The following is a 17,971-nucleotide window of genomic DNA, read 5'->3' as shown; positions in this document are numbered from 1 at the left end:
ACGCTGTTGAGTTCTCAAGGAACGGACGCTTCCTTTGTACTCACCCGCAGAACACTCTCTGGGGCTTTCCTCCGGGCTTTTCCCTTCGGTCTTGCGTTTCCGACTCTATCAGACTCTTTCGTGTCCGATTCCCGGTCGAAGCGGGGCCGCTTTCCAGTTCCACGCTTTCGCGTTTCCCTTTCCGGCGATTCCAATCTTACCAGACTCTTTTCTCACCGATTCCGGTTCGAATTTGAATTCCGGTGGCCGATTGGAGTGGCCTTGCCTTTCGGCGTGTCCACTACATTAGCCGATTTCCTTGGCGACTCATAATCGAGTCGATGAGGTCGAATTATGGCATGCCAAATTCGCACCCGTCAGGGTGAATCATAGGTAGTGGTTGGCCACTTCGGGATGCTCGGGCGATCCAATGGATCGTACCGACAGCAGCGCCCGTTTCAAGCGGCTCGGACTACATTAGGTGGCTCCCAAGGGCGAGTCAAGTTGCGCGACGGCGTGGCACATGAGCTCTGTACGGGCTCACCGTGGGGTCTCCGTCGATCCAGAAGCGCCAGGGGTGTGTGGCTCCGTCACCGCCCACTCCGGTGCGCGGACCGTTACGCACCTGGTCGTGGGGTGGAGGGGTGCCGTGCAGTAGGAACAGCGGGGCATCGGGGTGTGCGACGGCGTCGGTGCCGTTCAGGGCGCGGTCGACGTCGAGAGCGGTAGCCAGTCGGGCCGGACCTTTGGCCAGTTCCTTGTCATTGCGGGCCGAGAGTCGACGTTTGCGGGTCAGGTCGGCGCCGACCTGAATGTCGCCGGCCCGGAGCAGGACTCCGGAGGCCTTGCCCTCCGGACCGCATACCAGGTTCAGGCAGTGCCACATTCCATAGGTGAAGTACACGTACGCGTGACCGGGCGGCCCGTACATGACGCTGTTGCGCGGGGTGCGGCCTCTGAACGCATGCGATCCCGGGTCGATCTCGCCCGCGTAGGCCTCCACCTCGGTGAGGCGCAGCTCGATGGGGCCTTCGGGGGTGCTGCGTACCAGGGTGCGGCCCAGGAGGTCGGGTGCCACGTCCAGTACGGGACGGTCGAAGAAGTCGCGTGTCAGCGGGGTACGGTCCAGGCCCTCGATCATGGCGTTCGAGGCTACCTGGAACCGACCACGGTCGTGACGCGTATCAAGAGGTCAGGACCAAGGAGGAGTAAACATGGGCTTCAAGCGGCTGCTCGCGAGCATGGGTGCCGGTGGTGCCTCGGTGGAGACCGAGCTGACCGAACTCAATGTCGTACCGGGTGGGGTCGTCCAGGGCGAGGTCCGGATCCAGGGTGGATCCGTGGAGCAGCGCATCGAGGGACTCTCCGTGGGTCTGCAGGCCCGGGTCGAGGTCGAGGGCCAGGACACCGAGACCAAGCAGGACATCGAGTTCACCACGCTTCGACTCGGTGGCGCGTTCGAGGTGCAAGCCGGGGCCGTGCACGTCGTGCCGTTCGGGCTCGAAATTCCCTGGGAGACGCCGATCACGATGTTCGCCGGTCACCATCTGCACGGCATGAACATCGGCGTGACCACGGAGCTGGAGATCGCGCGGGCGCTGGACTCGGGCGACCTGGACCCGATCAATGTGCACCCGTTGCCGGCCCAGCAGGCCATTCTCGACGCCTTCGGGCAGCTCGGTTTCGGCTTCCGCAGCGCGGACATGGAGCGCGGCCACATTCGCGGTACGCGCCAGCGGCTGCCGTTCTACCAGGAGATCGAGTTCTTCCCGCCGCAGCAGTACCGCGGGCTGAACCAGGTGGAGCTGACGTTCGTCGCGGACGAGCGCGAGATGGACGTCGTACTGGAGATGGACAAGAAGTCCGGGCTCTTCAGCGAGGGCAGCGACTCGTACCGCACGTTCAAGGTCGGGCTGAACGACTTCCAGGGGACCGACTGGGCGGCGTACCTCAATCAGTGGCTCGCCGAGGTCGGCGGTCGGCGCAACTGGCTCTAGTGCTGTGGCCGGAAGGGTTTGTCGGGGAGCTCGCGGCGTCCGGTGCGGTGCATCGCAAGGCGGAGCATCGCCCGCGTACTGGATGTACGTGGGCGATGCGACAACGCGGCGAGGTGCCGTGCCGGGCGTCGTGGGCCGGTGAACCCCTCCGGCCACAGCGCTAGGGTCGGTGGAAGACCTGCTGACAGCAGTAGAGCGATCAGGAGAGGTGCTGACGTGACCGAGCCGAAGAGGGCGCCGCTGCCGCACGACTTCCATCCCGAGGTGCCGTCCTTCACGGTGGTGAGCGAGGACCTCGCCCCCGGTGCCGTTCTGGCGGACGCCCAGGTGTTCGCGGCCGGGAACACCTCGCCGCAGCTGCGGTGGGAGGGGTTTCCGGCCGGAACCAAGAGCTTCGCCGTGACCTGCTTCGATCCGGACGCTCCGACCGGCAGCGGATTCTGGCACTGGGTGGTCTTCGACATCCCGGCCTCGGTCACGGAGCTGCCGACAGGTGCTGGTAGCGGGAAGTTCGAGGGGCTGCCCACCGGTGCCGTACAGGTCCGTAACGACTACGGGTCGAAGGAGTTCGGCGGCGCGGCACCGCCGGCCGGGGAGAACCACCGCTATGTCTTCACCGTGTATGCGGTGGACAGCGAGAAGCTGGGTGTGGACAGCGATGTGTCGCCCGCGGTCGTCGGATTCAATCTGCGGTTCCACACGCTGGGACGTGCCCAGCTGATCGGTGAGTACACAGGTCCCGCCTGATACCCGGTGAGCCGAGAATTCTCCCGCTGTTTGCCCTGCCCTGGTCCTGGAGAGATCAGGGCAGGGCATTTTTTTATTGCGTTGTCCATCACGGCCTGCCCGGCCAGAGTTGATCCGGGCCTGCCAGAGGGCGGGCGGCACACGGGAGGTGGGCGAGATGCGGGACACGCTGGTACTGAACGCGAGCTTCGAGCCGCTGTCGACGGTGACGCTGAACCGTGCGGTGGTGCTGATTCTGCAGGACAAGGCCGTCGTCGAGCAGTCGCATCCCGATCTCCGCATGCGTGGCGCCGCCGTGGACATTCCGGTGCCCCGGGTGATCAGGCTCTGCCGGTACGTACGGGTGCCGTTCCGAAGACAGGCCCCGTGGTCCAGAAGGGGTGTGCTGATACGGGACCAGCACCGGTGCGCGTACTGCGGGCGGCGGGCGAGCACCGTCGACCATGTGGTGCCGCGTGCCCAAGGTGGTCAGGACACCTGGCTCAACACGGTGGCGTCCTGCGCGGAGGACAATCACCGCAAGGCGGCCCGGACCCCGGAACAGGCAGGGATGCCGCTGCTGAAGCAGCCCTTCGTGCCGTCTCCGGCGGACGCGATGCTGCTGGCGATGGGAGCCGGTGAGCGGTCGGCGCTGCCTGAGTGGCTGGACCGTACCGCGGCCTGAGGGATACGCGTCCTGTCGTACCGGAAGCCCGCCTCCTTGCGGGGGCGGGCTTCCGTGGGTCAGCGGAGCAGCAGCTGGACGATGGCGGCCGTGCCGACCACGACGATGAGGACGCGCAGGACGATCGGACTGAGGCGGCGGCCGACCTTGGCGCCTATCTGACCGCCGAGCGCGGAGCCGACCGCGATCAGTACGACGGCCGTCCAGTCGAAGTCCGCGACGAAGAGGAAGAAGAGCGCGGCGATGCTGTTGACGACGGCTGCCAGGACGTTCTTGACGGCGTTGAGGCGCTGCATCGTGTCGTCGAGCAGCATGCCCATCAGGGAGAGATAGATGATCCCCTGGGCTGCGGTGAAGTAGCCGCCGTAGACGCTGGCGAGCATCAGTCCGAAGACGAGGAGCGGGCCGCCGTCGGGGCGGGCGGTGGTGCCGGTGTGTGCGCGTCGGCGCTGGACGGCTTTGCTGATGCGGGGTTGCAGGACGACCAGGACGAGGGCCAGGGCCACGAGGATCGGCACGATCGTCTCGAACGCCGTGGAGGGCAGGGCCAGCAGGAGGGTGGCACCGGTGAGGCCGCCGATCAGCGCACCGACGGCGAGCTTGAGGACACGACGCCCCTGCCCGGCCAGTTCCTTGCGGTAGCCGATGGCGCCGCTGATCGAACCGGGGATCAGGCCGAGGGCGTTGGAGACGGTGGCGGTGACCGGGGGCAGGCCGGTGGCGAGCAGTACGGGAAAGGTGATCAGCGTTCCCGATCCGACGATCGTGTTGATCGTGCCCGCGCTGATGCCCGCGGCGAAGACGGCGAGCATCTCCCAGGTGGTCATGGCGAATCCCCCGTGCATGATCGGTGCTTGGTGCATTGATCATGCACGAGGGCGTGTACGCGTCAGTCGACCGGGGGTTGTTCCCGGCGTTCCTTGCCGGTGTCGAAACCGGGGGCGCCGGAGCCGAGGTTGCCGAAGGCCCCGCTGAGGCCCTTGAGGGCGTCGCCGATCTCGCTGGGCACGATCCAGAGCTTGTTGGCATCGCCTTCGGCGATCTTCGGGAGCATCTGGAGGTACTGGTACGAGAGAAGCTTCTGGTCCGGGTCGCCGGCATGGATGGACTCGAAGACCGTACGGATGGCCTGGGCCTCGCCCTCCGCGCGCAGGGCCGAGGCCTTGGCCTCACCTTCGGCGCGCAGGATCGCGGACTGCTTCTCGCCTTCGGCGGTGAGGATCGCGGACTGCCGGGTTCCTTCGGCCTGGAGGATCGCGGCGCGCTTGTCACGGTCGGCGCGCATCTGCTTCTCCATCGAGTCCTGGATGGAGGTGGGCGGTTCGATCGCCTTGAGTTCGACGCGGTTGACCCGGATCCCCCACTTGCCGGTCGCCTCGTCGAGGACTCCGCGGAGGGCTGCGTTGATCTCCTCTCGGGAGGTCAGGGTCCGCTCCAGGTCCATGCCGCCGATGATGTTGCGGAGGGTGGTGACGGTGAGCTGTTCGATCGCCTGGATGTAGCTGGCGACTTCGTAGGTCGCGGCCCTCGCGTCGGTCACCTGGTAATAGATGACGGTGTCGATGTTGACGACCAGGTTGTCCTGGGTGATCACCGGCTGGGGCGGGAACGGGACGACCTGCTCACGGAGGTCGATGCGGTTCCTGATGGAGTCGATGAATGGAACGACGATGTTCAGGCCCGCGTTGAGCGTGCGGGTGTAGCGGCCGAACCGCTCCACGATGGCGGCGCTGGCCTGTGGGATGACCTGGATCGTCTTGATCAGGGCGATGAAGACGAGCACCACCAGAATGATCAGAACGATGATGATCGGTTGCATCGTGTTCCTCGTTGCCCTTCGGTTGCCGACGGATCGCGATGATCGAGGTCGAGTTCGCGGGAGGGGCCGTACGGCTCGACGGCCCCGATCTCATGATGATCGACTTCGAGTCTGACAGAACGTGCGCTGTCGTGTGGGTGGTTCGGTCACATGACGACTGCTGTGGCTCCGTCGATGTCGACGACATCGACCTGTTGGCCCGGATCGAAGCTCTGGTCCCCGTCGAGTGCGCGGGCGGACCAGATCTCTCCGGCCAGCTTGATCCGGCCGCCGTCGGCGTCGACCCGCTCCAGGACAACTGCCTGACGGCCTTTCAGCGCATCTATACCGGTGGCGAGTTGAGGCCGGTCCGCGCGGTGTCTGGTGGCGATCGGGCGCACCACGGCGATGAGCGCCACGGAGACCACGACGAAGACCAGCACCTGGGCCACGATGCCGCCGCCGAGCGCCGCGACGACCGCTGCGGCGACCGCCCCGACGGCGAACATGCCGAATTCGGGCATCGCGGTCAGGACGAGCGGGATGCCCAGTCCCACCGCGCCGATCAGCCACCACACCCACGCTTCGATGTCCACGTGGTCATGGTAGGACCGAGGGTGCCCTCGGGGACAGGGTGCAGCCGGGCGGGCGCGACGTCGCCCGTGGAGACCGTCGTCCGGCCGTACTGGACCGTGCCGTCGAACCGCCGTCCGCCGTGCGACGAGGCGGCCCGGGGTCTTTCGTTCGGATCAGGCCGGTCCGGCACGATCCGAACAAGAAGCCCTAGGAGAGCGGGAGTCCGTGGGCCGTGTAACGGTCGCCGGTGTGCTCGACGACGAGCGGCAGACCGAAGCAGAGGGAGAGGTTGCGGGAGGTGAGCTCGGTCTCCATGGGACCGGCGGCGAGCACCTTGCCCTGGCGGATCATCAAAACGTGGGTGAAGCCGGGGGCGATCTCCTCGACATGGTGGGTGACCATGATCATGGAGGGGGCGTACGGGTCACGGGCCAGTCGGCCGAGGCGGCGGACCAGGTCCTCGCGGCCACCGAGGTCGAGTCCCGCGGCGGGCTCGTCCAGGAGCAGCAGTTCGGGGTCGGTCATCATGGCGCGGGCGATCAGGGTGCGCTTGCGCTCGCCCTCGGAAAGGGTGCCGAACTTGCGGTCGAGGTACTCCGTCATGCCGAGCCGGTCGAGGAAGGCGCGGGCACGCTCCTCGTCGACGGCTTCGTAGTTCTCGTGCCAGGTGGCGGTCATGCCGTACGCGGCGGTGAGCACCGTCTGCAGGACGGTCTGGCGCCTGGGCAGCTTCTCGGCCATGGCGATGCCCGCGATGCCGATGCGGGGGCGGAGCTCGAAGACATCGGTGCCGACGCCGCCGAGTTGTTCGCCGAGGATCCTGGCGGTGCCGGTGCTCGGGAAGAGGTAGCTGGACGCGATGTTGAGGAGGGTGGTCTTGCCGGCGCCGTTCGGGCCCAGGATGACCCAGCGCTCCCCCTCCTTGACCTGCCACGAGACGTCGTCCACCAGAGCGCGTCCGTCGCGGACCACGGATACGTCCACCAGCTCCAGTACATCGCTCATGGCGCGTTGTCTCCCCATGCAGTGTCGAGATCGTCGCGTGCCTGTGGGCACAGCTCCCAGGGAAATCTACGCCACCGCGGGAACACCGCAGGCGCTGGGCCCGTGTGACGACAGGCCCCCGCTCCGTTCCCTAGGCTGTTGCCATGCTTTCGGAACCACGCTCAGGGCTGCTGGCCGCTTGGGGAAACGCGCTTCTCGCGGGGCTCGTGTCCCCGGACGACGCGGCGCTCGCCATCGTCGGGGAGGACGCGGTGCACCGTGTGGAGGGACTGCCGGGTGAGGCGGGGCCGGTGGGGCTCACGCTGGCGCTCGGACGGCTGCGGGGTCTGGGGGTGACCGGCTTCCGGGTCGCGCTGCCGGCTCCCGGACATCCGCTGGGGCTGAGCGGTCCCCCGGACTTCAACGCGCGGGCGTTGGAGGCCGAGGAGGCGGTGGTCGCCGTCGGTGCGCCGTACGGGCTGGTACCCGACGTGCGTGAGGTGGGCCCGGAGGGGGATCTGCACGTCGAGGTGGTGTGGCGTTGCCTGCCGGTGCGGGAGGCGCCGTCGGCCGATGTGCCGTCGCTGGGTGAGGCGGAGCGGGAGCTGGCCGAGGCGTTGCGGGATGCGACGGCGGTGCTGTCGCGGTTGGACGTGGCCGGTTCCGGGCCGGTGGCGGAGGCGGCGGTGGATGCGTACCGGGCGCGAGTGGAGCGGGGGCGCGAGGTGCTGGCTCCGGGGTATCCGCCGCGGGCGGTGCGGGTGCTGGAGCTGGCGCAGCGCGTCGGTCTGCTGATCTCGGTGGCGTACGAGAACGGGCACGGCGGGGCGGTGAGCGCGTCGGAGATCGCGGCCCGGGGGGAGGCGCTGCGGCCGGTGGAGCGGGTTGCTCGGCGGGCGCAGGTCGCCGCCTACAACGCTTATGTGGAGGAGCAGGAGCGCAGGCGGTAGGGCTGGGGGGCGCCCGCGCCGTGGCCGGTGGCGGAGGACGCCGCCGGCACCGGCGGCGTCCTTTCCGTCCCGCTCAGCCCGCCGCCCCGTGCCGGACGGCCCAGAGGGCCGCCTGCGTCCGGTCCGAGAGGTCGAGCTTCATCAGGATGTTCGAGACGTGTGTCTTGACGGTCTTCTCGGAGAGGACCAGTGCTCGCGCGATCTCCCGGTTGGAACGGCCGTCGGCGATCAGGCCCAGTACTTCCCGTTCCCGTTCGGTGAGGGAGCTCCCCCGGCCCGTACCGCCGCCCGCGTCGTCCTGGGCGAGGAGGGCCCCCGCGACCTCCGGCTGGAGCAGGACGTGGCCCGCGTGCACCGAGCGGATGGCGCCGGCCAGGGCGTCCGGGTCGACGTCCTTGTACACGTAACCGGAGGCTCCGGCGCGCAGGGCGGGGACCACGGTGCGCTGCTCGGTGAAGCTGGTGACGATGAGGACCTTGGCCGGATTCCCCAGCTCGCGGAGCTTGCGCAGGGCCTCGATCCCGTCGGTGCCGGGCATCTTGATGTCCATCAGGACGACATCGGGGCGGAGCTCCTCCGTCCTGGCCACTCCTTCGGCGCCGTCGGACGCCTCGCCGACCACTTCGATGTCGTCCTGGACCTCCAGGAACGTACGCAGACCGCGCCGGACCACCTGGTGGTCGTCGACCAGCAGCACCCTGATGATCCTGTCAGCCACCGGGTACCTCCATCTCGATCGTGGTGCCCTTGCCGGGCGCCGATTCAACGATGAGTCTTCCGCCGACCCCGCTCGCGCGGTCCCGCATGGACACCAGGCCCAGGTGCCGGCCTGCCTGCCGGGTCGCCGCGGGTTCGAATCCGCTGCCGTCGTCGGTGATCCGGAGCAGCGTGCCGCCGCCGTGCCGGGCCAGCGTGACGTCGACGTGCTCGGCGCCGGAGTGGCGCAGTGCGTTGTGCAGGGCCTCTTGGGAGACCCGGAGCAGCGCCTCCTCCTGGGCGGCGGGCAGGGCCCGTACGCCCAGGCTCTCGAAGGTGACCCGGGCCGTGTGGGCCCGGTCCAGGACCTGGATCTGGGTACGGAGCGTGGCGATAAGACCGTCCTCGTCGAGCGCGGCGGGGCGCAGTTCGACGACGGCGGCGCGCAGCTCGTCCACTGCTTCCGCGGCGAGCGCGGCGACCTGGTGCAGCTCGCCCTTGGCGCGGGCCGGGTCGCGGTCGATCAGGGCGGTGGCGGCCTGTGCGGTGAGCCGCAGCGAGAACAGCTTCTGGCTGACCGCGTCGTGCAGCTCATGGGCGAGCCGGGACCGCTCCTCGGCGATGGTGAGTTCGCGGCTGCGCTCGTACAGCCGGGCGTTGGTGAGGGCGATCGCCGCGTGCTGGGCGAGGATCGCCAGCAGTTCCTCGTCCTCGCCGGTGAACCCGCAGCTTCCTTCCGGCTTGGGACAGCGCTTGTTGGCGAGGAAGAGTGCGCCGATGGTCTCGTCGCCGTCCCGGATGGGGAGGCCGAGGAAGTCGGACATGTCGGGGTGCGCGGCGGGCCAGCCCTCGAAGCGGGGATCCTTTCGGACGTCCGCGAGGCGCTCGGGCTTCGCCTCGTGGAGCATCGCGGCGAGGATGCCGTGCTGCCGGGGCAGGGGGCCGATGGCCTTCCACTGCTCGTCGCTGACCCCGTCGACGACGAACTGGGCGAAGCCGCCGTGGTCGTCGGGGACGCCCAGGGCCGCGTACTCGGCGTCCAGCAGTTCGCGGGCCGAGGCGACGATCGTCTTGAGGACGTCGCGCACTTCGAGGTGCCGGCTCATGGCGAGCAGCGCGGCACTCACCGCTGCGAGGCCCGATGGTGGGCGATGACTCATGGCCTCACGGTACCGGCGGGGGTGGACGTGGCGTATCAGCCCGTGGAAGGCCTCTGATCGGGACGCAGGGACTAGGTCCATCGACGGCGTGGACTGCGGCGATCCCCCACGGGTCCGGTGGGCCCAGCCGGAGCCGTGGGGGCCACAGGGCGTCGAGCCCGGCCGGGCCTCGTACGGGCGCGCTGATTCATGTCGCCCCTTGTCCGGGGCCCCCTTGTACGCACGTGACGGGGCGCCCCCAGGGGTCCCGGACCGAGTGCGGGCCGGCCGGGCGTACGGCTCCCGCTGTGCCCGGGTCTGCCTGCGTGGACGCGGGGGCCGGGTGGGTCCGGAAAGGCCCAACTACCGTTCCCCGATGCGGAACCTAACACTCTGGATTGCTTGAGCAACGGTTGGTGAGTTTGTTGCCCGGCCGGTGTGAGGCCGGGCATAGGACCCACATCACTTACGAAGCTCGCTAGTGGAGGTGTAGGTGGCACATCAATAGGCATGAGCACGGGCCATCACGTTCGAGCGGAGCACTGATCCACTATGCGGGTTCGTACGTCACACCTTTGCCACCAGATTTTGCTGACGCTAAGAATTGCCCTCGTCCCCGACGGAGATGCGAAAGCTTCCCGTCTTCGTCCTCCGTGAGGACTCCCGCAATTCGAAGAGGTACGTCTGTATGTCCATGTCCAGCATCCCCGGCAGTCGTCGTCGCCTGAACAAGACCCAGAAGCTCTCCGTCGCGGGCATCTCCGCCGTTGCCGTCGCCTCGCTCTCGTTCTCGCTCGTCCCCGCCAACGCGGAATCAAAGTCCGAGGCGCAGACCCCCGCGTCCGCCGCCCCCGTGGTTCTCGCGTCGGCCGCCGGTACTCCGCAGGCCAAGGCACTGCAGGCCAGCCTCATCGAGCAGCACTCCACCGCCGCGAATCTGGTCAAGGCCGCCGATCGCGCCAGGGCCGAGAAGGCCGCCGCCGTGCAGGCGAAGGCCGAGGCCGCCGCGAAGGCCAAGGCCGCCGCCGCTGCCAAGGTCAGGGCCGAAGCCGAGGCGAAGGCCAAGGCCGCCGCCGAGAAGCGCAACGAGACGCAGGCCGCGAGCCGCTCCGAGGCGCGCACCCCGGTCTACGCCAACAACCTGGACGGCTGGATCAGGCAGTCCCTGGACATCATGCGGGCCCACGGCATCCCCGGTTCGTACGACGGTCTGCACCGCAACATCATGCGGGAGTCCACCGGCAACCCGAACGCCGTCAACGGCTGGGACATCAATGCCAAGAACGGCACCCCGTCCTGCGGCCTGCTGCAGGTCATCCGGCCGACGTTCAACGCGTACCACGTCTCCGGCACCTCGACGAACATCTACGACCCGGTCGCCAACATCACGGCCGCGGCCAACTACGCCGCCGACCGGTACGGCTCGATCGACAACGTCAACAGCGCGTACTGACCGGCTCCGGACGTCCTCGGACGGCCCCTGCGTCGAACGGCACACACCGATGCCGGAGGGCGGCAACCCCACGTGGGGTTGCCGCCCTCCGGCATTCCGTACCGGTGCTCGTGCCTACTTGCGCATGACCTCGGGCTCGTGGCGGCGCAGCAGTCGCGCGACCACGATGCCGCAGATGATGCCGAGCAACAGCAGCACCGAGATGTTGATCCCCCACTGGCCTGCCGAGTGCTCCCACAGCGGGTCCAGGTCGGTCGGGTTCTTCGGGTCCCACGGCGCCATGAGGTGGGAGAGGTCGAGCGTCGTGCCCGCACCGGCGATGGCCCAGCGGGACGGCATCAGCCAGGCGAACTGCTCCAGGCCGGGCGATCCGTACACCTGGAAGAGGATGCCGGTGAAGACGACCTGGACGATCGCGAACATGACCAGCAGCGGCATGGTCTTCTCGGATGTCTTCACCAGCGAGGAGATGACCAGGCCGAACATCATCGAGGTGAAGCCGAGCGCCGTGATCGTCAGGCAGAGCTCGACGGCCGGCGGCATGATCAGGCCCTCTGCGGGCAGCTCACGGGTGGAGAATCCGATGCCGCAGATGATGACGCCCTGGAAGGCCGTGATCACGCCGAGGACGATCACCTTGGACATCAGATAGGCGGAACGGGAGAGACCGGTGGCCCGTTCCCGTTCGTAGATGACGCGTTCCTTGATCAGTTCTCGTACGGAGTTGGCCGCGCCGGAGAAGCACATGCCGACCGCGAGGATCAGCATGATCGTTCCGGCGGCCCCGTTGAACCGGGACGGCGGCTTCGGCGGGGCCAGGCCGAAGTCGGCGGGGATGACCACGCTGACGACGCCGAGCACGGCGGGGAGGATCACCATCAGGCCCATGAAGCCCTTGTCCGACGCGATCACCGAGATGTAGCGGCGCATCAGTGTGAACAGCTGAGCCGTCCAGCTCTGCGGCTTGGGCGGTCGCAGTTGCTGCGGGGGCGACATGTGCACCGACTGCGGGGCGACGGCGTCGATGTCCGCGGCGTACATCTGGTAGTGCTGCGAACCGCGCCAGCGGCCCGCCCAGTCGTAGTCGCGGTAGTTCTCGAACGCGGAGAAGACGTCGGCCCACGTGGTGTAGCCGAAGAAGTTGAGCGCTTCCTCCGGCGGGCCGAAGTAGGCGACGGAACCGCCCGGCGCCATGACGAGCAGTTTGTCGCAGATCGCCAGCTCGGCCACGGAGTGGGTGACGACGAGGACCGTACGGCCGTCGTCGGCCAGGCCGCGCAGCAACTGCATGACGTCGCGGTCCATGCCCGGGTCGAGGCCGGAGGTCGGCTCGTCCAGGAAGATCAGCGACGGCTTGGTGAGCAGCTCCAGGGCCACGGAGACGCGCTTGCGCTGGCCGCCGGAGAGCGAGGTGACCTTCTTGTCCTTGTGGATGTCGAGCTTGAGCTCGGCGAGGACTTCGAGGATCCGGGCCTCTCGCTCGGCCTCGGTGGTGTCTGCGGGGAAGCGGAGCTTGGCCGCGTACTTGAGGGCCTTGGTGACGGTGAGTTCCTTGTGCAGGATGTCGTCCTGCGGGACCAGACCGATGCGCTGACGCAGTTCGGCGAACTGCTTGTACAGGTTCCGGTTGTCGTAGAGGACGTCGCCCTGGTTGGCGGGCCGGTAGCCGGTGAGCGCCTTGAGCAGGGTGGACTTGCCGGAGCCCGACGGGCCGATGACCGCGATGAGCGACTTCTCCGGAACGCCGAAGGACACGTCCTTGAGGATCTGCTTCCCGCCGTCGACCGTCACCGTGAGGTGGCGGGCGGAGAAGGAGACCTCGCCGGTGTCGACGAACTCCTCCAGCCGGTCGCCGACCAGGCGGAACGTCGAGTGACCGACGCCGACGATGTCGTTCGGCCCGATGAACGCGGAGCCGGACTTCGAGAGCGGCTGACCGTTGACGTAGGTGCCGTTGTGGGACCCGAGGTCACGGATCTCGAAACGGCCGTCGGGGGTCGCGTGGAACTCGGCGTGGTGGCGCGAGACCTGGAGGTCGGAGACGACCAGTTCGTTCTCCAGCGCACGACCGATGCGCATGACACGGCCGAGGGCGAACTGGTGGAACGTGGTCGGGCTGCGGTCGCCGTAGACCGACGGTGCCCCCGCGGCACCGCCGGGCCCGCCCGCGCCGGGCGTGTTCGTCCTGCCCTGCTGCTGAGGCACATGGGGCTGCTGGGGCTGCGCGGGCTGCTGCGGCTGCCCCTGAGGGGCCTGCTGCCAGCCCTGCTGCGGCTGATGTTGCTGCGGGACGGGAGCCTGCTGGCCGGGCCAGCCGGCGCCACCCTGCTGGGGCTGCTGGACGGGGGCCTGCGGCGCACCCGCGGCGGCACCGATGCTCAGCCGCGGTCCGTCAGTGGCGTTGCCCAGGTGCACGGCGGAGCCGGGCCCTATCTCCAACTGCTGGATGCGCCGCCCCTGCACATAGGTGCCGTTGGTGCTGCCGTGGTCCTCGATGAACCAACTCCGGCCGCCCCAGCTGATCGTGGCATGCCGCCACGAGACCCTGGCGTCGTCGATCGTCAGGTCCCCCTGCGGATCGCGGCCCAAGGTGTACGACCTGGACGGATCGAGCGTCCAGGTCCTGCCATTCAATTCCAGTACGAGTTCCGGCACTCCGCGCCCCACTAGTCGTCCCCCGTGTTACCCCCGTTGCAGGGAGTCTAGGGATGCTGAACATCGTGGGGAACTATTCCAGGAGCGGTCCCGGATACGAAAGTCGGGCGGGGTGAAGACCCTGCCGGGACCTGCGGCGTCGCGCCGTCGCTCGGGAGGAACGGGAACGGAGAGTGGGAAGCAACCATGACTCGATATGAACCATGAGTGAACGGGTCATTACGGGACGTACCTTCCGGTCGGGCCGGTGCCCGGTCGCCGGACGCGCCCGCGTGCGTGCCGTCCGTCGTCGGCCGCACGCTCGGGTCGGGGCCGGGTGGCGGCACGCCGTCCGACCCTCGGGACGGACCGCCGGTGCCACGAGGCGTACCGATACGGTGGGAGCACCATGAGCGCATCTCAGCCACCTCAGCCCTCTCCCTCTCCTGAGCCCCCTGAGTACCGTCAGGGGGCGGACACGCCCACCCTTCTCGTGAAGATCTTCGGGAAGGACCGCCCCGGGATCACCGCCGGGCTCTTCGACACCCTCGCCGCCTACTCGGTCGACGTCGTCGACATCGAGCAGGTCGTCACCCGTGGCCGCATCGTCCTGTGCGCGCTGGTCACGCCCCCGACCGCGGGCGGCACCACCGAGGGCGACCTGCGGGCCACCGTGCACAGCTGGGCCGATTCCCTGAAGCTGCAGGCCGAGATCATCTCCGGTACGGGTGACAACCGGCCGCGTGGCTACGGACGTTCCCATGTGACGGTGCTCGGGCACCCGCTGACCGCGGAGTCGACCGCCGCCATAGCGGCCACGATCACCTCGACCGGCGGCAACATCGACCGCATCTTCCGGCTCGCGAAGTATCCGGTCACCGCGGTCGAGTTCGCGGTGTCCGGTGCCGGAACCGAGGAGCTGCGGACGGCGCTGGCGACGGAGTCCGCCGGGATCGGTGTCGATGTGGCGGTCGTGTCGGCCGGGCTGAGCCGCCGGGCGCAGCGACTGGTCGTCATGGACGTCGACTCGACACTCATCCAGGACGAGGTCATCGAGCTCTTCGCCGCCCATGCCGGCTGCGAGGACAAGGTCGCCGAGGTGACCGAGCAGGCGATGCGCGGCGAGCTCGACTTCGAGCAGTCGCTGCACGCACGGGTGGCGCTGCTGGCGGGACTCGATGTGTCGGTCGTGGACAAGGTGCGCGCCGAGGTGCGGCTGACTCCCGGAGCCCGCACCCTGATCCGTACGCTGAAGCGGCTCGGCTACCAAGTGGGCGTGGTTTCGGGCGGGTTCACGCAGGTCACCGACGATCTGAAGGAACGGCTCGGGCTCGACTTCGCCTCTGCCAACACCTTGGAAGTGGTCGACGGAAAGCTCACCGGACGGGTCGTCGGTGACATCGTCGACCGGGCCGGCAAGGCCCGGCTGCTGCGCAGTTTCGCCGCGCAGGCAGGGGTGCCGCTGGCACAGACCGTGGCGATCGGTGACGGTGCGAACGACCTGGACATGCTGAACACCGCCGGGCTCGGGGTGGCCTTCAATGCCAAGCCGGTGGTCCGCGAGGCCGCGCACACCGCGGTGAACGTGCCGTTCCTGGACACCGTGCTGTATCTGCTCGGCATCACCCGTGAGGAGGTCGAGGCCGCCGACGGTCTCGTCGACTGACGCGTATCCGCGCGCTCACGCACCCGCGTACGCGCGAACTCGCGTAGCAGCAGGGCCCCGGCGGTTTCCGCACTGGGGCCCTGCTCGTACATACGACAGAGGGAGCCGTACGGCAGCGCGGGCCGTGCAGCAGCGGGATCAGTCGTTGGGCGTCCAGTACTCGACCAGCTTGCCCACCCCGTGCTCCACGCCCTTCCAGGAGCCGGAGAACTCGACGACGGCGAAGGCGGCGGTCGGGAACCCTCCGCGGTTCATCCGGGACAGGGCGTCACCCTCGGCCGATTCCGAGAGGGCGTCGGCGACGGCGTGCATGCCAGGGTTGTGGCCGATGACGAGGAGATCGCGCACATCGTCGGGGGTTTCGTTGATCAGGGCGATCAGCTCGCCGAGGGACGCCTCGTACAGTCGCTCCTCGTACACGGTCCTGGGTCGGTGCGGCATCTCGTGCACCGCCAGTTTCCACGTCTCTCGCGTCCTGGCCGCCGTCGAGCAGAGGGCCAGATCGAGGACGATCCCCGAGTCGACGAGCTTGCGGCCCGCGACGGGGGCGTCCTTGCGGCCGCGCTCCGCGAGTGGCCGCTCGTGGTCCGAGTCCTGCGACCATTCCGCCTTTGCATGTCTGAGAAGGACGATCCTGCGAGGTGTATCGACGCTCATACACCTCAGCTTCGCACGAAACGTGCCGCCCGTCGCAGGGTGTTGGGGGGGCTCGGGCGGTGGGCGGGAGCGCCGTCAGCGGGTCACGAAGGCCACGATTCGCTCAAGCAACCGGCCGACCGCGGGGTCGGTCGTCGCCGCGTGGGCCTCGCCGGATCCCACGATCATCAGCAGCAGCGCGGCGAACCCGATCGCGGGCAGCGCGATGGCCCACCACGGCAGCCGGACCTCGAGGGTGCCCGTGGCCGGGTGGGTGGTCCGGGTGTGCGTACGGGCCGACATGTCCGCCTCCGTGGGTCATGGTTCTGATACCTCGAACCTACGGACGCGGCGGCGCCGGTCCCATCCGGTGACCCACCCACTTCACCCTGACCCTGGCCCCCTAGGGGATGGTGGGGCCAGCCCCACCATCGGCCGCCGGGCACGGGTCAGGGGGATGCGACCGTGGCGATCACCGAGATGATCACGGTGACCAGCAGCATCGCCCCGAGTACGAGGAGGAGCTTCTTCTGACCGTTCTGCGGATTCGGGTCGAGCACAGGAGACATGGGCTCAGTCTCGCATCTCAGCATTCGTCCTCGATCGTCCGGTCCCGCCCCGCCAGGATTCCTGCCGCCATCTGCGGCACCATGAGGCCCGCCATCAGCGCGATCGGCAGCCCCCAGCCGCCGCTGTGCTGGTGGAGCACGCCGACGAGCAGGGGCCCCGGAATCGAGATCAGATAGCCGGTGGACTGCGCGAAAGCGGACAGCCGGACCACTCCGGCGCCACTGCGGGACCGCATGCCGATCATGGTCAGGGCGAGCGGAAAGGCACAGTTCGAAATGCCCAGCAGCAGTGCCCAGGCCCAGGCCCCACCGGCGGGTGCAAGGTACAGGCCCGCGTATCCGATGAGGCCGCAGGCGCCGAGGACGACGACGATCGGGCCCTGGTTCTTCATGCGGGCGGCGACCCGGGGGATGACGAAGGCGAGCGGCACACCCATCGCCATGGTCACGGCGAGCAGGACGCCCGCGGTGCCGGCCGAGACTCCGGCGTCGCGGAAGATCTGCGGCATCCATCCCATGGTGATGTACGCGGCCGTGGCCTGCAGGCCGAAGAAGCAGGCGAGGCCCCACGCGGTACGACTACGGACGATCTTGAGTGCCGGGGCTTCCTGATGGTGAGCGGCGGTCTGTCCCGCGGCGCGGCGCCGGTCCCGTACCAGCGGGACCCACGGCAGGATCGCCGCGGCGGCGAGCACGGCCCAGATGCCGAGGCCCGCCCTCCAGCTGCCTCCCAGCGCGTGGGTCATGGGCACGGTCAGGGCGGCGGCGAGCGAGGTGCCGAGGGCCAGGGACATCGAGTAGAGCCCGGTCATGGAGCCGACACGGTCCGGGAACCAGCGCTTGACGATCACCGGCATCAGGACGTTGCTGACGGCGATGCCCATGAGCGCGAGGGCGCTCGCGGCGAGGAAGCCGGCCGTACCGCCGACGAGCGGCCGGATCACCAGACCCGCCGTGATGGCGATCATGCCGGCGCAGACGACCGCACCCGGACCGAAGCGGCGGGCGAGGCGCGGCGCCATGACACCGAAGACCGCGAAGCAGAGCGGCGGTACGGAGGTGAGGACGCCGGCGACACTGCCACTCATGTGCAGGCCGTTCTGCACCTCTTCGAGGAGGGCGCCGAGGCTGGTGATGGCGGGGCGGAGATTGAGCGCGGCGAGCACCAGCCCGACGGCGACCAGTCGGAGCAGCCACGGGGAGGCCTCGGGGGCGGTCCGGTTGGCCTGTGCGGCGTGCGGGGCCGGCGTGTTCACGGGGGCGTCCACTGCGGTGGCGGGGCTCAGGGTCCGGGTCTGCGGCTGGGTCTCGTCGTCGGGCATGGGGTCATCATAGAATCATGGGATGATTGATTGTCCAATCCTTCGAGCTCTGCTCTGAGACCATGCACTCCCGGCAGAACGCCCCCGTACCTCTCTCCCCTCCCGACGCACCGAGCACCGTCCCACCGAGCACCCCTCAACCCCAGTGAACCGAGTCATCA

The 17,971-nt window shown here is 68.6% G+C and carries 18 protein-coding genes; 6 read left to right on the top strand and 12 right to left on the bottom strand.

What is annotated here, in order from left to right; genetic code table 11:
- Positions 1–478: 478 nt before the first annotated feature.
- Entirely contained in the window at positions 479–1,120 is a 642-nt protein-coding gene (locus ACF1B9_RS03645) for a DNA-3-methyladenine glycosylase (protein ID WP_391739760.1), read from the bottom strand.
- Positions 1,121–1,193: 73 nt separating this feature from the next.
- Between ACF1B9_RS03645 and ACF1B9_RS03640 the strand changes: the two genes are divergently transcribed.
- The 3 genes from ACF1B9_RS03640 to ACF1B9_RS03630 all read left to right on the top strand — a co-directional run bounded on the left by ACF1B9_RS03640 (position 1,194) and on the right by ACF1B9_RS03630 (position 3,387).
- Entirely contained in the window at positions 1,194–1,976 is a 783-nt protein-coding gene (locus tag ACF1B9_RS03640) for a sporulation protein (RefSeq protein ID WP_391739761.1), read from the top strand.
- A 216-nt stretch (positions 1,977–2,192) separates the two neighbouring features.
- On the top strand, positions 2,193–2,723 hold the full coding sequence (locus tag ACF1B9_RS03635; RefSeq protein WP_391739762.1) for a YbhB/YbcL family Raf kinase inhibitor-like protein: 531 nt from the start codon (positions 2,193–2,195) through the stop codon (positions 2,721–2,723).
- 157 nt (positions 2,724–2,880) lie between these two features.
- On the top strand, positions 2,881–3,387 hold the full coding sequence (locus ACF1B9_RS03630; RefSeq protein WP_391739763.1) for an HNH endonuclease: 507 nt from the start codon (positions 2,881–2,883) through the stop codon (positions 3,385–3,387).
- A gap of 59 nt (positions 3,388–3,446) precedes the next feature.
- Here the strand turns inward: ACF1B9_RS03630 and ACF1B9_RS03625 are convergent, their stop codons facing one another.
- The 4 genes from ACF1B9_RS03625 to ACF1B9_RS03610 all read right to left on the bottom strand — a co-directional run bounded on the left by ACF1B9_RS03625 (position 3,447) and on the right by ACF1B9_RS03610 (position 6,766).
- Positions 3,447–4,214 carry a sulfite exporter TauE/SafE family protein gene (locus ACF1B9_RS03625; protein WP_391739764.1) on the bottom strand — a complete coding sequence of 256 codons (768 nt, stop codon included), beginning with the start codon at positions 4,212–4,214 and terminating at the stop codon, positions 3,447–3,449.
- A 62-nt stretch (positions 4,215–4,276) separates the two neighbouring features.
- Positions 4,277–5,206, bottom strand: coding sequence for an SPFH domain-containing protein (locus tag ACF1B9_RS03620; protein ID WP_356480082.1), 930 nt, complete (start codon positions 5,204–5,206; stop codon positions 4,277–4,279).
- A gap of 146 nt (positions 5,207–5,352) precedes the next feature.
- Entirely contained in the window at positions 5,353–5,781 is a 429-nt protein-coding gene (locus tag ACF1B9_RS03615) for an NfeD family protein (RefSeq protein WP_391739765.1), read from the bottom strand.
- A 187-nt stretch (positions 5,782–5,968) separates the two neighbouring features.
- Positions 5,969–6,766, bottom strand: a complete 798-nt coding sequence (locus ACF1B9_RS03610) for an ABC transporter ATP-binding protein (protein ID WP_376222850.1) — start codon at positions 6,764–6,766, stop codon at positions 5,969–5,971.
- 143 nt (positions 6,767–6,909) lie between these two features.
- On the opposite strand from ACF1B9_RS03610, the gene ACF1B9_RS03605 reads away from it, so the two are divergent.
- A complete protein-coding gene (locus ACF1B9_RS03605) occupies positions 6,910–7,695 on the top strand; it encodes a hypothetical protein (RefSeq protein WP_391739766.1) in 786 nt (261 codons plus the stop codon).
- A gap of 73 nt (positions 7,696–7,768) precedes the next feature.
- On the opposite strand, the gene ACF1B9_RS03600 is transcribed toward ACF1B9_RS03605, so the two are convergent.
- Both ACF1B9_RS03600 and ACF1B9_RS03595 read right to left on the bottom strand, forming a co-directional pair.
- Positions 7,769–8,413 carry a response regulator gene (locus ACF1B9_RS03600; RefSeq protein WP_376223218.1) on the bottom strand — a complete coding sequence of 215 codons (645 nt, stop codon included), beginning with the start codon at positions 8,411–8,413 and terminating at the stop codon, positions 7,769–7,771.
- Positions 8,406–9,551, bottom strand: coding sequence for a GAF domain-containing sensor histidine kinase (locus ACF1B9_RS03595; protein ID WP_391739767.1), 1,146 nt, complete (start codon positions 9,549–9,551; stop codon positions 8,406–8,408). The genes ACF1B9_RS03600 and ACF1B9_RS03595 overlap by 8 nt, the downstream gene beginning before the upstream one ends.
- A 667-nt stretch (positions 9,552–10,218) precedes the next feature.
- On the opposite strand from ACF1B9_RS03595, the gene ACF1B9_RS03590 reads away from it, so the two are divergent.
- Entirely contained in the window at positions 10,219–10,983 is a 765-nt protein-coding gene (locus ACF1B9_RS03590; protein ID WP_391739768.1) for a transglycosylase SLT domain-containing protein, read from the top strand.
- Positions 10,984–11,097: 114 nt separating this feature from the next.
- Here ACF1B9_RS03590 and ACF1B9_RS03585 read toward each other — a convergent pair whose 3' ends face one another.
- Complete coding sequence (locus tag ACF1B9_RS03585; RefSeq protein WP_391739769.1) at positions 11,098–13,650, bottom strand: FHA domain-containing protein; 2,553 nt, start codon at positions 13,648–13,650, stop codon at positions 11,098–11,100.
- A 376-nt stretch (positions 13,651–14,026) separates the two neighbouring features.
- Between ACF1B9_RS03585 and serB the strand changes: the two genes are divergently transcribed.
- Entirely contained in the window at positions 14,027–15,283 is a 1,257-nt protein-coding gene (gene serB, locus ACF1B9_RS03580; RefSeq protein WP_391739770.1) for a phosphoserine phosphatase SerB, read from the top strand.
- Between the two features lie 138 nt (positions 15,284–15,421).
- Here the strand turns inward: serB and ACF1B9_RS03575 are convergent, their stop codons facing one another.
- The 4 genes from ACF1B9_RS03575 to ACF1B9_RS03560 form a co-directional block, all read right to left on the bottom strand.
- On the bottom strand, positions 15,422–15,940 hold the full coding sequence (locus tag ACF1B9_RS03575) for a histidine phosphatase family protein (protein ID WP_361452677.1): 519 nt from the start codon (positions 15,938–15,940) through the stop codon (positions 15,422–15,424).
- A gap of 75 nt (positions 15,941–16,015) precedes the next feature.
- Positions 16,016–16,222 (bottom strand): hypothetical protein, encoded by a 207-nt coding sequence (locus ACF1B9_RS03570; protein WP_391739771.1) that lies wholly within the window; start codon positions 16,220–16,222, stop codon positions 16,016–16,018.
- Positions 16,223–16,368: 146 nt separating this feature from the next.
- Positions 16,369–16,479 carry an SGM_5486 family transporter-associated protein gene (locus tag ACF1B9_RS03565; protein WP_361452851.1) on the bottom strand — a complete coding sequence of 37 codons (111 nt, stop codon included), beginning with the start codon at positions 16,477–16,479 and terminating at the stop codon, positions 16,369–16,371.
- Between the two features lie 26 nt (positions 16,480–16,505).
- Positions 16,506–17,810: a CynX/NimT family MFS transporter gene (locus ACF1B9_RS03560; RefSeq protein WP_391739772.1), complete on the bottom strand. Its 1,305-nt coding sequence runs from the start codon at positions 17,808–17,810 to the stop codon at positions 16,506–16,508.
- Positions 17,811–17,971 lie beyond the last annotated feature (161 nt).

The organism is Streptomyces sp. NPDC014727, assembly GCF_043083485.1.
In the GTDB taxonomy this organism is placed as follows: Bacteria; Actinomycetota; Actinomycetes; order Streptomycetales; family Streptomycetaceae; genus Streptomyces.
Note: the sequence above shows the minus strand (reverse complement) of the source record. Positions and strands in the feature narration are given on the sequence as shown.